This window comes from Citrobacter sp. RHBSTW-00881 (genome assembly GCF_013728515.1).
GTDB lineage: Bacteria > Pseudomonadota > Gammaproteobacteria > Enterobacterales > Enterobacteriaceae > Citrobacter > Citrobacter braakii.
Genome location: NZ_CP056269.1, coordinates 4,672,874 through 4,690,658, shown reverse-complemented (window position 1 = coordinate 4,690,658; position 17,785 = coordinate 4,672,874). Strand labels below are relative to the sequence as shown.

14 protein-coding genes are annotated in these 17,785 nt (G+C 54.2%); 6 read left to right on the top strand and 8 right to left on the bottom strand.

Features of this window, described 5'->3' with window-relative positions:
• Positions 1-54: 54 nt before the first annotated feature.
• Positions 55-717, bottom strand: coding sequence for an iron-sulfur cluster repair protein YtfE (ytfE, locus tag HV311_RS22545; RefSeq protein ID WP_003025690.1), 663 nt, complete (start codon positions 715-717; stop codon positions 55-57).
• Between the two features lie 244 nt (positions 718-961).
• Here ytfE and HV311_RS22540 point away from each other — a divergent pair, with 244 nt between their 5' ends.
• Positions 962-2,515: a methyl-accepting chemotaxis protein gene (locus HV311_RS22540; RefSeq protein WP_046275835.1), complete on the top strand. Its 1,554-nt coding sequence runs from the start codon at positions 962-964 to the stop codon at positions 2,513-2,515.
• A gap of 63 nt (positions 2,516-2,578) precedes the next feature.
• Here HV311_RS22540 and HV311_RS22535 read toward each other — a convergent pair whose 3' ends face one another.
• The 3 genes from HV311_RS22535 to HV311_RS22525 form a co-directional block, all read right to left on the bottom strand.
• On the bottom strand, positions 2,579-3,544 hold the full coding sequence (locus tag HV311_RS22535; protein WP_191221217.1) for a DMT family transporter: 966 nt from the start codon (positions 3,542-3,544) through the stop codon (positions 2,579-2,581).
• Between the two features lie 76 nt (positions 3,545-3,620).
• The gene (locus HV311_RS22530) at positions 3,621-4,445 is read right to left on the bottom strand and encodes an AraC family transcriptional regulator (RefSeq protein WP_094761019.1); all 825 of its coding nucleotides are present in this window, start codon (positions 4,443-4,445) and stop codon (positions 3,621-3,623) included.
• Between the two features lie 81 nt (positions 4,446-4,526).
• Positions 4,527-5,375, bottom strand: a complete 849-nt coding sequence (locus tag HV311_RS22525; RefSeq protein WP_046275833.1) for an SDR family oxidoreductase — start codon at positions 5,373-5,375, stop codon at positions 4,527-4,529.
• Positions 5,376-5,466: 91 nt separating this feature from the next.
• Between HV311_RS22525 and HV311_RS22520 the strand changes: the two genes are divergently transcribed.
• Positions 5,467-5,865 carry a winged helix-turn-helix transcriptional regulator gene (locus tag HV311_RS22520; RefSeq protein WP_191221216.1) on the top strand — a complete coding sequence of 133 codons (399 nt, stop codon included), beginning with the start codon at positions 5,467-5,469 and terminating at the stop codon, positions 5,863-5,865.
• A gap of 48 nt (positions 5,866-5,913) precedes the next feature.
• On the opposite strand, the gene cpdB is transcribed toward HV311_RS22520, so the two are convergent.
• On the bottom strand, positions 5,914-7,857 hold the full coding sequence (gene cpdB, locus HV311_RS22515) for a 2',3'-cyclic-nucleotide 2'-phosphodiesterase (RefSeq protein ID WP_191220495.1): 1,944 nt from the start codon (positions 7,855-7,857) through the stop codon (positions 5,914-5,916).
• Positions 7,858-8,044: 187 nt separating this feature from the next.
• Here cpdB and cysQ point away from each other — a divergent pair, with 187 nt between their 5' ends.
• Positions 8,045-8,785 (top strand): 3'(2'),5'-bisphosphate nucleotidase CysQ, encoded by a 741-nt coding sequence (cysQ, locus tag HV311_RS22510; RefSeq protein ID WP_016151445.1) that lies wholly within the window; start codon positions 8,045-8,047, stop codon positions 8,783-8,785.
• Here cysQ and HV311_RS22505 read toward each other — a convergent pair.
• Complete coding sequence (locus HV311_RS22505; protein ID WP_016151446.1) at positions 8,775-9,332, bottom strand: YtfJ family protein; 558 nt, start codon at positions 9,330-9,332, stop codon at positions 8,775-8,777. The two genes, cysQ and HV311_RS22505, sit on opposite strands and share 11 nt — an antisense overlap.
• Positions 9,333-9,659: 327 nt before the next feature.
• Here HV311_RS22505 and HV311_RS22500 point away from each other — a divergent pair, with 327 nt between their 5' ends.
• Entirely contained in the window at positions 9,660-9,866 is a 207-nt protein-coding gene (locus HV311_RS22500) for a DUF1107 domain-containing protein (protein ID WP_003025710.1), read from the top strand.
• Between the two features lie 67 nt (positions 9,867-9,933).
• Here HV311_RS22500 and HV311_RS22495 read toward each other — a convergent pair whose 3' ends face one another.
• Complete coding sequence (locus HV311_RS22495; protein ID WP_191220494.1) at positions 9,934-11,274, bottom strand: hemolysin family protein; 1,341 nt, start codon at positions 11,272-11,274, stop codon at positions 9,934-9,936.
• A 152-nt stretch (positions 11,275-11,426) separates the two neighbouring features.
• Positions 11,427-12,065, bottom strand: a complete 639-nt coding sequence (gene msrA / locus HV311_RS22490; protein WP_016155527.1) for a peptide-methionine (S)-S-oxide reductase MsrA — start codon at positions 12,063-12,065, stop codon at positions 11,427-11,429.
• A gap of 212 nt (positions 12,066-12,277) precedes the next feature.
• Between msrA and tamA the strand changes: the two genes are divergently transcribed.
• Together tamA and tamB are read left to right on the top strand one after the other, a co-directional pair.
• Complete coding sequence (gene tamA, locus HV311_RS22485) at positions 12,278-14,011, top strand: autotransporter assembly complex protein TamA (protein ID WP_016155528.1); 1,734 nt, start codon at positions 12,278-12,280, stop codon at positions 14,009-14,011.
• Entirely contained in the window at positions 14,008-17,784 is a 3,777-nt protein-coding gene (tamB, locus tag HV311_RS22480; RefSeq protein ID WP_191220493.1) for an autotransporter assembly complex protein TamB, read from the top strand. Before tamA ends, tamB begins: the two co-directional genes overlap by 4 nt.
• Position 17,785: the final 1 nt, after the last annotated feature.

Here is a 17,785-nt window from a genome sequence, read left to right as displayed (position 1 = left end):
ACCGGGCCTGAATTCCGTAGGCCGGATACGCGTTAGCGCTATCCGGCGATATCTTTACTCCCCGGCGAGAGCTCGCGGGAACAACACATTATTTTCCAGACTGATGTGTTCCATCAAGTCGTCGATCATCTCGTTAATGCCGTTATACATGGCTTTCCAGGTGGTGCAGGCTTCTGGCGGCGGCGTCACGTTATGGGTGATGTGTTTGATCACTTCGACCAGTTCACCGGCATCGTCATGTTCGCTTTCCATCACGCTGATTGGTCCCATCGCCTGGCTACCCATGCCCTGTTTGATCATCGGGAACAGGATCTGCTCTTCTTTCATCATGTGGCTGGACAGCTCTTCATGCAGCATGGTCAGGTTTTTCGCCAGACCGCGTGGTACGTTCGGTTTATCTGCGTGAACGCGTTCAACTTTCGTGGCCTGCAGAATCAGTTCCGGCAGCTGTTCGCGGTGTCTGTCGTGATAACGCACGATGATATGATCGATGATTTCAGCCAGTGCCACGGTACGCCAGTCTTTCTCCAGCGGCTGTTCAGCCAACTGCGCGAGCTGTGCCTCAATAACGTCTAAATCCAGCTCTTTACGCGCAGCAGCGCGTGCCAGCGTTTGCTTACCGCCGCAGCAGTAATCCATATCGTATTTACGAAACAGGGCTGAAGCGCGAGGAATAGAGAGCGCCAGTTCACCTAAAGGTTGATCGCGATAAGACATTGCCGTTACCTCATTCTCAATAATATAAGATGTATTTTAAATGCAACTTATGGAGAAGGATATAACCCTTTCGGGGTGGGGTGTTTTGTGATGAATGTCACGAAAATTTCTTGTTTCGTTAAGGTGCTGAATCTTATTAGAAAGGAGAGGGATGGCGAAAAAAGCCGCGCGACAGGATTAAATAAGCGCACGCCGCTGCCGATAGTTAGACCTCAGACAATACCTGCATAATAAAAGGCTACAGATGTTTAAACGAATCAAAGTGATAACCCTACTTATCACCGTGTTACTCGCCCTGGGCGCGATGCAGCTCATCTCCGCGGGCGTCTTTATTGGCGCGCTCAATAACGATAAGCAAAACTTTAACGTCTCTCAGCTTTCCAGCCAGAACGTGGCCGAGTTTACCGATGCGTGGATTAGCCTGAACCAGGCTCGCGTCACGCTCAACCGGGGCATGTTGCGTTTACAGGGAACGATGGCCAGCGAGATTAACGGCGGTCAGTTGAAGGAACTGGTGAACACGGCAAATCGCCTGTTGGCCGAATCGAAAGAGCATTACGATAAATACTACGCCCTGCCGGAAACGCCGGGGCTTGATGAACATCTGGCCGATCGACTGGAAGAGCAGTACGGCATCTATTCTGCGACGCTGGCTAAAATGAACGCGCTGCTGGCTGAAGGTAAGCTGGAAGAGATGTTCAAGCAGAATGCCGAGCAAAAGCAAACGGCCATGCAGGAAGTCTATCGGGAATGGCGTAGCGCGCAAACGGCGCTGGCCACTGCCGGGGTGCAGGACAATGAGAGTGATTACCAGAAGATAATCTGGCTGCTGTCCGCCGTGATGCTGATTGTCGTCACCGTGATTATCGCCAGCTGGCTGGCGATGCAGCGAGTGCTGCTCAAGCCTCTCCACGAAGTGATGGGGCATATTCGCCACATTGCTGCGGGTGATTTGACGCACAGCATCAACGCCGATGGCAGCAATGAGATGGCGCTGCTGGCAGTCAACGTTCGCGACATGCAGCAGGCGCTGGCGAACACAGTCAGCGTGGTGCGTGACGGGGCTGACACCATCTATACCGGCGCAGGTGAAATTGCCGCCGGCAGTAACGATCTCTCTTCACGTACCGAGCAGCAGGCCGCCTCTCTGGAAGAGACTGCTGCCAGCATGGAACAACTCACCGCTACCGTGAAACAGAACGCGGATAACGCGCGTCAGGCGACCAGTCTGGCAAAAAATGCCTCACAGACGGCGCAGAAAGGCGGAACCGTGGTTGATGGCGTAGTGCGTACGATGGATGAAATCGCCACCAGTTCCAGCAAAATCGCGCAAATTACCAATGTTATCGACGGCATTGCCTTCCAGACCAATATTCTGGCGCTGAACGCGGCAGTAGAAGCGGCGCGTGCGGGCGAGCAGGGGCGCGGGTTTGCCGTGGTCGCTGGCGAGGTCCGTACACTGGCACAGCGTAGCGCTCAGGCGGCGAAAGAGATTAAGGCGCTGATTGATGACTCGGGGAATCGGGTGAATGCCGGTACGGCGCTGGTGCATGAAGCGGGTGAAACGATGGCGGAAATTGTGAGCGCCGTGACCCGTGTGACCGACATCATGGGCGAGATAGCCTCGGCCTCTGATGAACAGAGCCGGGGTATCGATCAGGTAGGTCAGGCGGTTGCCGAGATGGATCGCGTGACGCAGCAAAACGCCTCGCTGGTGGAGGAGTCCGCTTCCGCCGCCGCCGCGCTCGAAGAGCAGGCAGCACGACTGAATCAGACCGTAGCGGTGTTTAAAGTTTAACGTCTACTCCGGCCTACAAAATAATATCTTGTAGGTCGGATTAGCGCAGCGCCGTCCGGGCCATTATGATTGTGGAACCACGACGACGCTTGGTTTCTGTGGTTTGGCTCTGACGGCTATCACCACCCCAACAATCAGCAGCGCAATGCCGCTTACCGTCAGCAGCGGCGGGAATTCCTGGCGCAGGATAAAGGTGTACACCAGGCCAGCCAGCGTTTCGAAGACAATCAGCGGGCCGAGGATCACCGTCGGCAATTTTTGGCTAGCGACGTTCCAGCACAGTGCGCCAACCCACGAACACAATACCGCAATCGCTATCATCAGGCCGATAAACACGCCCGGACGCGGGCCGAAGGGCAGGGCAAAGTCCGGCGTTTGCCCATTCAGCCACAGGCAGGCTGCAATATAACCGAGCAGAGAAACAGGCAACGTTACCAGTGCCTGGGCCGTCGCCCACATCATCGGGTGCTTATCTGGATTCTCGAGCAGCCAGCGGGCATTACGCAGCGCATACCACGCCCAACACACTACCGAGATCAGCGCCAGCGCGATTCCAGAACCATAACGCCAGCCGCTAAAGTCGGGTAAGCCTTGATTCAGCTCCGAGATATTCACGCACAGCAGACCGATACCAATCAGCACCAGCGCAGGCGACAGACGCCACCATGATAATTTGCCGTCGCGCTGGCTGTAGAGCAGGTTAGCGAAGACCGGGATCACAACCGGCAATGTACCAATAATCATCGTTGAAACCGGCGCGCCAGTGCGCTGGATGGCGCTTGCCAGGCAAACGTAATAAATCAGATTACCCATCATCGTTAGCGCCAGCGCAGTGACCCAGTCTTTACGCGTCAACTGACGCAAGCGCACACGCCCCAGCCAGGCAATCGGCAACGCTATTAGCCCCAGCGCCAGATAGCGCCCCATCGACTGCAATACCGCCGGATATTCCGGTACGATCAGCGGCCCAACAAAAATTAATCCCCACATTAGCCCAGCCAGCAGGGCATACAACACGCCGCTAATCATTTTTGACATCCACATCGCTTAACAATAAGTCGAGTGTAGGCAGGAAAAATGCAGCCGTATTGTATGAGATTGCTGTTCAACGCCGGACGACTTGTTTCTGATAACGTACCGGCGTAATACCGTAGCGATGGGTAAACGCGCGGGTGAGATGCGACTGGTCGGTGAGGCCGGTTGCGGCGGCGACCTCCGCGGCGGGCATTCCGTGAGTGAGAAAACCTTTGGCTCGCCACAGGCGGATCGCCATCAGCATCTGGTGCGGCGTGACGTGGAAATGAGATTTAAACTGGCGCTGAAAATGCCAGGGGCTCAGCGCTGCAACCCGCGCCAGTTCGTCGAGCGTGACCGGGTGCATATAATTATCGTGCAAATACTCGCGTACCCGCTCAAAGCGATGCGATCCCTCCGGTAATACCGGCGCATGGCGGGCCAGCGGCTGGAACGTGTCGATCAGATCGAGTAATAGCCCTTTTTGCGCCAGCGGATCCTCAGTGTTCCACAGGCCATGGATCAGCGAGCAGATCTGGCGCGAGCGTAGCGGATCGTGACGCGTTACGTCATGAAACCACCAGTGGCGGATCCCGGTGACTTCTTCCAGAAGCTCGGGCTCAAGATAGATCATCCGATAGCGCCAGCCGTCGGCGGTTTCCGCTTCGCCGGTATGTAGCTCATCGGGATTCATGGTGACGACGGAATGGGCGGGGGCCACGTACTGCGTGCCGCGATAGCGAAAACGTTCGGCTCCGGCTTCTATCGCGCCAATACCAAACGCTTCATGGGTGTGGGGTTCAAAGGCGTAACGCGAGATATGCGCATGATACAGCTCAACGCCCGGCACCTGTGCCAGATGGCGAAAGCGGGCGCTGTCTTTCTCATCAATAAACTGCTCAGGTACACCTTGCACGTCTTCTCTCCCCACGCATCATCATGTCATTATCAGAGAGGACGCGCGGGGATGCCACCACAATTAACTAATTTTTAACACTTACACGATGCCTTTGACGCTGTCTGCCAGCGACGTGGTTGGGCGACCAATCAGTTTGCTCAGCGTATGGCTGTCGTCGAAGAGGCCACCTTTAGAGGCACCAACGTCTGAGTCAGCCAGCATGTCCGCCAGTCCGGCAGGCAGACCAACACCTTTCAGCGCGGCGGCAAAATCAGCTTCGCTCAGATTTTGATACACCACTTTTTTACCGCTCTGTTTTGCCAGTTCGGCCGCCAGCTGGCTCAGGGTCCAGCCTGCGTCGCCCGCCAGTTCATAGATTTTACCGGCATGACCGTCTTCACTGATGACGCGCGCAGCGGCAGCGGCATAGTCGGCACGGGTCGCCGAGGCGATTTTGCCTTCTCCCGCCGCCCCAATAAACACGCCGTGTTCCAGCGCGGCTGGTGCGCTGGCGAGATAGTTTTCGGTGTACCAACCGTTACGCAGCAGCGCGTACGCGATACCGGATTCAGCCAGCATCTTCTCGGTTGCGACATGCTCATCAGCCAGCCCCAGCGGGGAGCGATCGGCGTGCAGCAGGCTGGTGTAGGCGATAAATTTCACGTGGGCCGCTTTCGCCGCGTTAATCACGTTGCGATGCTGCGGGGCACGTTGTCCCACTTCGCTGGAGGAGATTAGCAGTAACTTGTCTATCCCCTGTAAGGCCGTGGTAAAGGCAGCTTCATCGCTGTAATCCGCCTGACGAACGGTAATGCCCTGCTGGCTAAGCGCCGTCGCTTTAGCAGGATTACGCACAATAGCCACAATCTGGCTGGCAGGAACGGTTTTCAGTAGCGTTTCAATAACGTGTTGGCCCAGTTGGCCAGTGGCACCAGTAATCGCGATCATAGGATAACTCCTTTGGTATTGGTCTTGTGTTTAATCACATTAACACCTAAACTTACTTTTAGTAAGTACGTACAAAAAGGTTAGTATGAAAATGACAGCTTTGACGCTCTCCCAGCAATTACGTGATGGCAACTTGTTTGCCGAGCAGTGTCCCTCCCGCGAGGTGTTAAAACACGTCACCAGCCGCTGGGGTGTATTGATTCTGGTGGCGCTGCGCGACGGTACGCACCGTTTCAGCGATTTGCGCCGTAAGATGGGCGGCGTCAGTGAAAAAATGCTGGCGCAATCCCTGCAGGCGTTAGAACAGGACGGGTTTATCAATCGGGTGTCATATCCGGTGGTACCGCCGCATGTGGAGTATAGCCTGACACCGTTGGGTGAGCAGGTGAGCGAAAAAGTCGCAGCGCTGGCGGACTGGATAGAGGTGAATTTGCCGCAGGTTTTGGCAAATCATACCGTTAAGAACGTAGACGTCCCGGCATCAGCGTAAACGACCCGGTCGGACTTGCCGGATGGCGCAGTGCCACCCGGCGTGGTCTTACTTACTCAAATCCAACTGATAAATGGCGAAGCCGATGTCATCGGTAGCGACTTTCTTCAGTGGATACTGGCCTTTCTCTTTGATAAACGTAGCGGCTTTATCAGACGGTGATGTTTCAAAGCGAATATCCAGTTGTGTCTCGCTGTGAATCGGCGCCAGACGCCAGTTGTTATCTGCCGCTGGATGAATTTCGCCTGCGCTCTTTGTCTGGGAACCTATCCATGCTGCCAGCACCGAGCGGTTTTCATCTGGTGATGCAAACGCGATGTGGCTGTCGCCGGTCCCGGCAAACTTACCGCCGTAGGCGCGGTAGTTGTTGGTCGCGACGAGGAAGGTTGCGTTCGGATCGATCGGTTTGCCGTTAAAGGTCAGATTTTTAATACGCTCCGCTTGCGGGTTAATCGTCTGGCATTCACCGTCATAGCGAGCGGGTTGTGAAACATCAATCTGATAATTCACGCCGTCAATCACGTCGAAGTTATAGGTACGGAAGCCATCCCAGTTAATTAACGACTGTGGTTTGCTGCTGTGGATATCAATCTGATTAAACTGCCCGGCGGAACATTCCAGCCACTCTTTCACCTCTTTACCGCTGGCTTTCACCACGACCAGGGTATTGGGATAGAGATACAAATCAGCGGCGTTACGGAAGGTAAGCTGACCTTTTTCGACTTCGACAAAGCTGGCCGGATCGTTCTTGCGTCCACCGACTTTAAACGGTGCAGCGGCGGAAAGTACCGGTAGTTTCGCCAGGTCCGGATCGCCCTGGATAAAATGTTCCACATAGGCTTTCTGCGCATTATTCACCACCTGCACGGTCGGGTCGTCCTGAACCAGCGCCAGATAGCTGTACATGTTGTCGGCAGATTTACCGATTGGTTTGCTGACAAATTCACGCGTGGCATCGTGATCGGCTTTTAGGATCTCAACGATTTTTTGGTCTTCGCCAGCCAGTGATTTTTTGGCCGCGGCGTCATAAATCGGGCGCGCCTGCGCTTTCCCCTGCGTAACCTGCCATTTACCGCTGTCGTTCTTCAGCACTAAATCCACCACGCCCAGGTGATCGCCCCACATGCCCGGCATCACCGCAGGAACGCCATTGAGCGTGCCTGTTGTGATATCTGCGCCTTTGATGTTGGCAAAGTCTTTCCCCGGGAAAACGGCGTGAGCGTGACCAAACATAATGGCATCCACGCCCGGAACTTCACTGAGGTAGTAAACGGAGTTTTCCGCCATCGCCTGGTATGGGTCGGCAGAAAGCCCGGAGTGAGCAACCACCACCACGACATCGGCACCTTTGGCTCGCATTTCCGGCACGTATTTACGTGCGGTTTCCGTAATGTCATTCACCGTCACTTTGCCGCTGAGGTTGGCTTTATCCCAGGTCATGATCTGTGGCGGCACAAACCCAATATAGCCAATTTTCAGCGTCTGCTTGTTTCCTTCCTGATCGACAACCTCAGTCTCTTTGATCAGATAAGGAGTAAACAGCGGCTTTTTGGTCTTAACGTCGATGATATTGGCGTTAACGTAAGGGAACTTCGCCCCGGCTAGCGCGTTGTGCAGATACTCAAGACCGTAGTTAAATTCATGGTTGCCAAGGTTACCCACGGCGTAATCCAGCGTATTCAGTGCCTTATATACCGGATGCGTTTCGCCCGCTTTCAGCCCCTTGGCCGCCATATAATCCCCGAGCGGGCTGCCCTGAATCAGATCACCGTTATCAACCAGCACGCTGTTTTTGACTTCACCACGTGCTGCGTTGATCAGGCTTGCCGTACGAACCAGGCCAAATTTTTCAGTCGGCGTATCTTTGTAATAATCGAAATCCATCATATTGCTATGTAAATCAGTGGTTTCCATTATACGCAGATCGACGGTCGCGGCATTGACGCTGGCTGCAATCAGCGTGGCCAGAAACGTTGCACTAAACTTAATCATCAGGGGCATCCTTTTAAGATCTAAGCCACAAAAGAAAATGTATATAAATCTTCTTGCTTACAGAACTGTGAATCATGACATGAATATAGCGTTTAAAACCGCAGACGCTATCACAGTTGGCGGATCCTTTGGCGATCGGGTATAAGTAAAACAACGAGTTAACACCACGACAGAAACGAGGTGGAGAATGTTAGAACATGTATGCCAGCTTGCACGGAATGCGGGCGATGCCATTATGCAGGTCTACGATGGAATCAAACCGATGGAGATTACCAGCAAGCAGGACGATTCTCCGGTCACGGCGGCGGATATCGCCGCGCATACGGTGATCCTCGAAGGATTACTGGCGCTGACGCCGGATATTCCGGTCCTGTCTGAAGAAGCGCCTCCTGGCTGGGATGTTCGCCAGCACTGGCAGCGCTACTGGCTGGTAGACCCGCTGGACGGTACCAAAGAGTTCATTAAGCGTAACGGTGAATTCACCGTCAATATTGCGCTTATCGAGCAAGGAAAGCCGGTACTGGGCGTGGTTTACGCGCCGGTGATGAAAGTGATGTACAGCGCGGCAGAAGGTAAAGCGTGGAAAGAAGAGTGCGGCGTGCGCAAACAAATCCATGTTCGTGACGCGCGCCCGCCGTTGGTGGTGATTAGCCGCTCGCATGCTGACAATGAGTTAAAAGAGTATCTGCAACAGTTGGGTGAGCACCAGACCACGTCGATTGGCTCATCGCTGAAGTTCTGCCTGGTGGCGGAAGGGCAGGCGCAGCTGTACCCACGTTTTGGGCCAACTAACGTATGGGACACCGCCGCTGGCCACGCTGTTGCTGCTGCAGCCGGGGCGCACGTTCACGACTGGCAGGGGAAATCTCTGGATTACACCCCACGTGAATCATTCCTCAACCCCGGCTTCCGCGTTGCTATTTACTGAGTAATTTGTGCAGCAGGGCAATAACCTGCTGCACCTCTTCCTGCGTCAACGCACCATCTTTTGCCCACTGAACGCGTCCGTCCTTATCAAGTACGGCGATAGCGGAGCTCTCTTCATCCAGTTGCCAGGCTTTACGCGCAATGCCATTGCTGTCGACAATAAATTGTGACCACGGGTAGAGCTTCTTATTGCTCTCCAGACTGCTGCGCACAAACATACCGGAGCCAGGAATAGCGTCATCGGTGTTGACGATCGTGGTGGTCTGGTATTTGTCGTGCGGCAGGTTGGCCGCTTTGATTGCCTCGATCAGCGTAGCATTTTTCTCTTTGGCGGAGGTGCGTCCGGCAATGTGTTGCACAATTCGCACTTTCCCTGGCAGCTGCGCGCTATTCCAGCTTTTGTAGCTAAACTTATCGTTATCGAGAATCAGTTCGCCACGATCGGCGATCCCCACCGGCGGTACGCGCTGGTTAGTCTCAAACGAATGCGCACAGGCAATCATCGGCAGCAGCAGGCACGACAGCGCCAGCAGTTTTTGTAAGGTCATAGGTTTTCCTTCTTTCTTTATTTTGCAGGTGATCCGACCACTTGGGTCTGGAATTTAATCATATGTGCGATTGATGCTTTTTCCCGCAAGCGCGATGCCAGTTTGCGGACGGGCGCACAAATCCTGCGAAAAATGAAGGCTTATACTGAAGACAGCGAAGCGTTGAAAAGATAATTCTGAATATTTGTAACCTGAAGGTAAATAAACTTATACACGCTGGAAACATGAGCGAGATAGTCTATAGTCATAGGGCATTAAAATTTGCGCCTGAGGATTGTCGGACCGATTGTGGTACCGCAAAGGCGTAATGCTCAGCAGGAGACAACAATGAAAATTTTCCAACGATACAACCCGCTGCAGGTGGCGAAGTACGTGAAGATCCTGTTTCGTGGACGGTTATATATCAAGGATGTAGGCGCTTTTGAATTTGATAAGGGTAAGATTCTTATCCCAAAAGTGAAGGACAAACTGCATTTTTCCGTGATGTCCGAAGTTAACCGTCAGGTCTTGCGTCTGCAAACTGAGATGGCTTGATCAAAGTGCTATGCGGTAGTTAAAAAAACGGCTCCTGAATGGGAGCCGTTGATGTTTCTGCAGGACGTTAAGACGCCTTTACCTCTTCTTTTGCATCCGGCAGTTTCGGTACCAGTACGGTAGGTTTACTGTCCAGACGCGTCACCAGCAGCTGATCGATCTTGTAGTTATCGATATCCACCACTTCAAATTTGTAGCCTGAATACTTCACCGAGTCGGTGCGTTTCGGGATTTTACGCAGCATGAACATCATAAAGCCGCCGATGGTTTCATAGTTGCCGGACTGCGGGAACTCATCGATATCCAGGACGCGCATAACGTCATCAATCGGCGTACCGCCATCGACTAACCATGAGTTTTCATCGCGCGCCACGATCTGCTCTTCCAGACCCTGACCGACTAAATCGCCCATCAGCGTAGTCATAACGTCGTTGAGCGTGATAATCCCCACCACCAGTGCGTACTCGTTCATGATGACGGCAAAGTCTTCGCCTGCGGTTTTGAAGCTTTCCAGCGCTTCAGAGAGCGTCAGCGTATCCGGCACAATCAGCGTATTGCGGATCTGTACGCCACTGTTCAGCGCCATGCTTTGGTTCGCCAGTACGCGGTTGAGGAGATCCTTTGAATCGACATAGCCAATGATGTGGTCGATATCTTCGTTACACACCAGGAATTTGGAGTGTGGGTGTTCCGCCACCTTGTTCTTCAGGCTTTGCTCATCTTCGTGGAGATCGAACCAGATAATATTCTCGCGCGAGGTCATGGAAGACGGTACGGTACGGGATTCCAGTTCGAACACATTTTCAATCAGCTCATGTTCCTGCTTACGCAGAACCCCTGCTAACGCACCCGCTTCGACCACGGCGTAAATATCGTCCGAGGTGATGTCGTCTTTACGCACCATCGGGATCTTAAACAGACGGAAGATGTTATTTGCCAGACCGTTAAAGAACCACACCAGCGGGCGGAAGACGAGCAGGCAGAAGCGCATCGGGTTGATGATACGCAAAGCCACAGCTTCTGGCGCAATCATACCGATGCGTTTCGGAGTTAAATCCGCGAACAGGATGAACAGGCCAGTAACCAGCGAGAACGACAGAATAAAGCTTAACTGTTCGGACAGCTCTGGAGTGAAGTACTTCGAGAAAAGGCTGTAAAACGCCGGGGAGAATGCCGCATCACCGACAATACCACCGAGAATAGCGACCGCGTTAAGTCCAATTTGCACGACGGTAAAAAACATGCCGGGGTTTTCCTGCATCTTCAAAACACGTTGTGCGTTTACGTTGCCTTCATCGGCAAGCAGTTTAAGTTTTATTTTGCGTGATGCAGCAAGCGAGATCTCGGATATCGAGAAAAACGCACTCACGGCGATCAGGCAGAGAATGACTAAAATACTGTTTAACATATCTTATCCGACCGTTAAGGCCAGATCCTCGGAAGGGATAAATTGATAAATCCGTGTGAAATACACATTGAAAACCGGTCCGAAGGGAGTGGACCGGCAATTTCAGGAGCTAGTATAGCGTAAGGTACTGTAAAGCCGCCAGAGGGTGGCGATTATCCTTGTGGCGGTAGACAAACGCCAATCCCGCCAATGCCACAGTACCCATAAGGATTTTTATGCAGATACTGCTGGTGGTCGTCCTCGGCATAGTAAAACGGGGTTGCGGTAGTGATTTCCGTTGTAATGGTGCGCTCGTCGCCAGCGGCGGTCATTGCTGCCTGAAAACGCTCAAGGCTTGCCCGTGCCGCGACGGTTTGCTCCGGCGTTAACGGGTAAATGGCGGAGCGATACTGCGTCCCCTGGTCGTTTCCCTGACGCATGCCCTGCGCCGGGTCGTGATTTTCCCAGAACACCTGCAGCAGTTGCTCGTAGCTGATAACATGCGGATCATAGACGACGCGTACCGCTTCGGCGTGTCCGGTATCGCCGGAACACACTTCCCGATAGGTTGGGTTAGGGGTGTAGCCGCCGGTATATCCAGCCGCCGTGCTGTATACCCCGGGTAATGACCAGAATAAACGTTCAACGCCCCAGAAACATCCCATGGCGAAAAAGGCTATCTCCATACCGTCGGGCACGTTGGTCATCGAATGTTGGTTAACCGCATGCAGCGTTGCCACTGGCATCGGGGTGTTGCGTCCAGGTAGGGCATCTGCTTGAGTAACAAGATGCTTTCTATCAAATAAACTCATGGCCGTTCTCCCGAAATCAGTCATTTGGGTTAAGGTTGTAACGAGACGCGTCTTTGCCCACAATAAACGGCGTGAATACGTCTAGAGTTAAACATAAGAAATATTTGGGTTGTCGTCTGTTTTTCAACTCTTATTGTTGATTTTTTGTTAAGCCGAGGAACGGCATAGTATTTTTTTCCAGGGGTGGGAAAAAAGGATATTCAGGAGAAAATGTGCCACATATCCGTCAGTTATGTTGGGTGGGATTACTGTGCTTAAGTGGCTCCGCCGCCGCAGCGAATGTTCGCTTACAGGTCGAGGGATTATCAGGACCGCTGGAGAAAAACGTCCGTGCGCAGCTATCCACGATTCAAAGTGATGAAGTCACTCCAGACCGACGCTTTCGTGCGCGCGTTGATGATGCCATCCGCGAAGGGCTAAAAGCGCTGGGCTACTTTGAGCCCACCATTGATTTTGAGCTGCGTCCGCCGCCGGCGAAAGGACGCCAGGTGTTGATTGCCAAAGTGACCCCTGGTGAGCCGGTGCTGATTGGCGGCACCGAAGTGATTCTGCGCGGTGGCGCACGTACGGATAAAGATTACCTGGATCTGCTGAAAACGCGACCGGCAATCGGCACCGTGCTGAATCAGGGGGACTATGATAACTTCAAAAAATCACTCACCAGCGTAGCGCTGCGCAAAGGCTATTTCGACAGTGAATTTAATAAAAGCCAGCTTGGGATAGCGCTCGAACGCCGCCAGGCATTCTGGGATATCGATTACAACAGCGGTGAACGCTATCGCTTTGGCCATGTCACTTTTGAAGGCTCGCAAATTCGCGATGAGTACCTGCAAAATTTGGTGCCCTTTAAAGAGGGTGAAGAGTACGAGTCGAAAGATCTGGGCGAACTGAACCGTCGTCTGTCGGCGACCGGATGGTTTAATTCCGTGGTCGTCGCACCGGAATTTGATAAAGCCCGTGAAACCAAAGTGCTGCCGCTGAAAGGCGTGGTGTCGCCGCGAACTGAAAATACCATCGAAACCGGGGTCGGTTACTCAACTGACGTCGGTCCACGGGTGAAGACCTCGTGGAAAAAGCCGTGGATGAACTCCTATGGCCACAGCCTGACCACCAGCGCCAGCATCTCTGCGCCAGAGCAGGTTCTTGATTTCAGTTATAAAATGCCGCTATTAAAGAACCCGCTGGAGCAGTATTACCTGGTGCAGGGGGGCTTTAAGCGTACCGATTTAAACGATACCGAGCAGGACTCCACTACGCTTGCGGTTTCCCGCTACTGGGATCTCTCCAGCGGCTGGCAGCGCGCGATTAACCTGCGCTGGAGCCTCGACCACTTTACCCAGGGTAACGTCACTAACACCACCATGCTGCTCTATCCGGGCGTGATGATCAGTCGGACGCGCTCGCGCGGCGGTCTGATGCCAGTCTGGGGCGACTCCCAACGTTATTCCATCGATTACTCCAACACGGCCTGGGGTTCAGACGTTGATTTCTCCGTCTTCCAGGCGCAAAACGTCTGGATCCGCACGCTGTACGATCGTCATCGCTTTGTAATGCGCGGCAACCTCGGCTGGATCGAAACCGGGGACTTCGACAAAGTACCGCCGGATCTGCGTTTCTTCGCCGGGGGCGATCGCAGCATTCGCGGCTACAAATACAAATCTATTTCGCCTGAAGGCAGCGACGGCAAGCTGAAAGGGGCCTCGAAGCTGGCGACCGGCTCGCTGGAATATCAGTACAACGTGACCGGAAAATGGTGGGGCGCGATGTTTGTCGATAGCGGCGAAGCGGTCAGCGATATCCGCAGAAGCGATTTCAAAACCGGTGCCGGGGTCGGCGTACGCTGGCAATCGCCAGTGGGACCCATCAAGCTCGACTTTGCTGTCCCTGTGGGCGACAAAGATGAACATGGTTTACAGTTTTACATCGGTCTGGGGCCTGAATTATGAGTTTATGGAAGAAGATAAGCCTCGGCGTGCTGATTTTTATCCTGCTGTTGTTAGGCACGGTGGCGTTCCTCGTCGGCACCACTTCGGGCCTGCATCTGATCTTCAAAGCGGCGAATCGTTGGGTTCCGGGGCTGGAGATTGGTCAGGTCACCGGCGGCTGGCGGGATTTATCGCTCAAAAATATTCGTTATGACCAACCTGGCGTGGCGGTGAATGCTGGCGAAGTGCATCTGGCCGTGGGGCTTAACTGCCTGTGGGACAGCAGCCTGTGCGTCAACGATCTGTCGCTGAAAAATATCAACGTGGCGATCGACAGCAAAAAGATGCCGCCATCAGCGCCGGTTGAAGAGGAAGAGAGCGGTCCGCTTAACCTTTCCACACCTTACCCAATCACGCTTTCGCGCGTGGCGCTGAACAACATCAATATCAAAATCGATGACACCACGGTTTCGGTGCTGGAATTTACCTCCGGCCTGAACTGGCAAGAAAAAACGCTAACCCTGAAGCCAACGTCATTACAGGGGCTGCTGATTGCCCTGCCTAAAGTGGCGGAAGTGGCGCAGGAAGAGGTTGTCGAACCAAAGATTCAAAATCCGCAACCGGATGAAAAACCGCTCGGCGAAACGCTAAAAGATCTGTTCTCAAAGCCGGTGCTGCCGGAAATGACCGATATCCATCTGCCGCTCAATCTCAACATTGAAGCGTTTCGCGGCGAGCAGTTGCGCGTGACCGGGGATACGGATTTAACGGTACATAACATGCTGCTGAAAGTGAGCAGCATTGACGGCAACATGAAACTCGATGCACTGGATATCGACTCGAATCAGGGGACGGTAAAAGCCAGCGGCACGGCGCAACTGACCGACACGTGGCCGGTCGATATTACGTTAAACAGCACGCTCAACGTGGACCCGTTAAAAGGCGAAAAGGTGAAGCTGAAGGTCGGCGGAGCGCTGCGTGAACAGCTGGAAGTCGGCGTAAATCTGTCTGGTCCGGTGGATATGGACCTGCGGGCGCAGGCGCGTCTGGCGGAAGCCGGATTGCCGCTCAACCTTGAGGTGGTGAGTAAGCAGGTTTACTGGCCGTTTACCGGCGACAAGCAGTTCCAGGCTGATGACATCAAGCTCAAACTGACCGGTAAGATGACCGACTATACGCTGTCGATGCGTACCGCTGTGAAAGGTCAGGATATTCCTCCGGCTACCATCACGCTGGACGCCAAAGGCAACGAACAGCAGATCAATCTCGACAAACTCAGCGTTGCGGCGCTGGAAGGGAAAACTGAGCTGAAAGCGCTGGTGGACTGGCAGCAGGCGATCAGCTGGCGCGGGGAGCTAACGCTGGATGGCATCAACACGGCGAAAGCGATCCCGGAGTGGCCATCAAAACTGAATGGCCTTGTGAAAACTCGCGGCAGTCTGTACGGCGGAAGCTGGCAGATGGAGGTGCCCGAGCTGAAGCTGACCGGCAACGTGAAGCAGAACAAGGTTAATGTGCACGGCTCGCTGAAGGGTAACAGCTACCTGCAGTGGACGATCCCGGGCCTGCATCTGGAACTGGGACGCAACAGCGCCGATGTGAAAGGGGAACTGGGGGTCAAAGACCTCAATCTCGACGCGACGATTGATGCCCCGAGCCTGGATAACGCGCTGCCGGGACTGGGCGGTACGGCGAAAGGGCTGGTAAAAGTTCGCGGTACGGTTGAAGCGCCACAGCTGCTGGCGGATATCACCGCCCGGGGGCTGCGCTGGCAGGAGCTGTCCGTCGCTCAGGTGCGCGTCGAAGGCGACGTGAAATCGGCAGAGCAAATCGCTGGTAATCTCAACGTTCGCGTAGAGCGGATTGTACAGCCTGACGTGAATATTGGCCTGATGACGCTCAATGCCAAAGGTAGCGAAAAGCAGCATGAGCTGCAGTTGCGCATTCAGGGGGAACCGGTCTCCGGGCAGCTCTCCCTGGCAGGTAGCTTTGATCGCCAAGAGCAGCGCTGGAAAGGTGCGTTAAGCGATACCCGCTTCCAGACGCCGGTCGGACCGTGGTCCCTTAACCGCCCTGTCGCGCTGGATTATCGCAATCAGGAACAGAAAATCAGCATTGGGCCGCACTGCTGGAACAACCCGAATGCGGAACTGTGCGTACCGCAAACCATTGATGCCGGTGCACAAGGACGCGCGGTGGTGAACCTTAACCGCTTTGACCTGGCGATGCTAAAACCGTTTATGCCGGATACAACCCAGGCCAGCGGCGTTTTCACTGGCAAAGCAGATGTGAGCTGGGACACCACCAAAGAGGGGCTGCCGCAGGGGCAGGTTACGCTGAGCGGACGTAACGTGAAGGTCACGCAAAGCGTGAACGATGCGCCGCTCCCTGTGGCGTTTGAAACGCTGAATCTGACCGCCGACCTGCACAATAACCGTGCCGAGCTGGGCTGGCTGATTCGCCTGACCAACAACGGGCAGTTTGACGGCCAGGTGCAGGTGACGGATCCGCAAGGACGCCGCAGTCTCGGCGGCAACGTCAACATCCGCAACTTCAATCTGGCGATGGTGAACCCCATTTTCTCGCGCGGTGAAAAAGCGGCTGGGGTGATCAACGCCAACCTACGTCTGGGCGGTGATGTGCAAAGCCCGCAGCTGCTCGGACAGCTGCAGCTGAGCGGTCTGGATATCGACGGCAACTTTATGCCGTTTGACATGCAGCCAAGCCAGTTAGCCGTTAACTTCACCGGAACACGCTCAACGCTGGCGGGCGTGGTGCGTACGCAGCAGGGCGAAATTAACCTGAGCGGCGATGCCGACTGGAGTCAGATAGACAACTGGCGGGCGCGCGTTGCGGCTAAAGGCAGCAGGGTTCGTATTACCGTGCCGCCGATGGTCCGCCTGGACGTATCGCCGGACGTGGTCTTTGAAGCCACGCCGAGCCTGTTTACCCTCGATGGCAACGTGGATGTGCCGTGGGCGCGTATCGTGGTACACGACCTGCCGGAGAGCGCGGTAGGGGTTTCCAGCGATATGGTCATGCTTAACAACAATCTGCAACCGGAGAAACCGCAGACAGCAGGTATTCCGATCAACAGCAATCTGAACATCCACGTCGGTAACAACGTGCGTATTGACGCCTTTGGTCTAAAAGCGCGTCTGACGGGCGATCTGAAAGTGGTGCAGGATAAGCAGGGGCTGGGGCTGAACGGACAAATTAATATTCCGAGCGGGCGTTTCCATGCCTATGGTCAGGATCTGATTGTGCGTAAGGGCGAGCTGTTGTTCTCCGGTCCGCCGGATCAACCGTTACTCAACATCGAAGCAATTCGTAACCCGGAAGCCACCGAAGACGACGTGATCGCTGGGGTTCGCGTCACGGGCACCGCCGATGAACCGAAGGCGGAGATCTTCTCCGACCCGGCGATGTCGCAGCAAATGGCGCTTTCCTACCTGCTACGCGGACAAGGACTGGATAGCGAACAGAGCGATAGCGCGGCAATGACTTCAATGCTTATTGGTCTGGGGGTTGCACAAAGTGGTCAGGTTGTGGGTAAAATCGGGGAGACATTTGGCGTAAGCAATCTGGCACTGGACACACAAGGGGTGGGTGATTCATCTCAGGTGGTTGTCAGCGGATACGTACTGCCAGGTCTGCAGGTGAAATATGGTGTGGGTATATTTGACTCCTTAGCGACACTCACGCTACGTTATCGTCTGATGCCTAAGCTATATCTGGAAGCAGTGTCTGGCGTAGATCAGGCACTTGATTTGCTCTATCAGTTCGAGTTTTAGC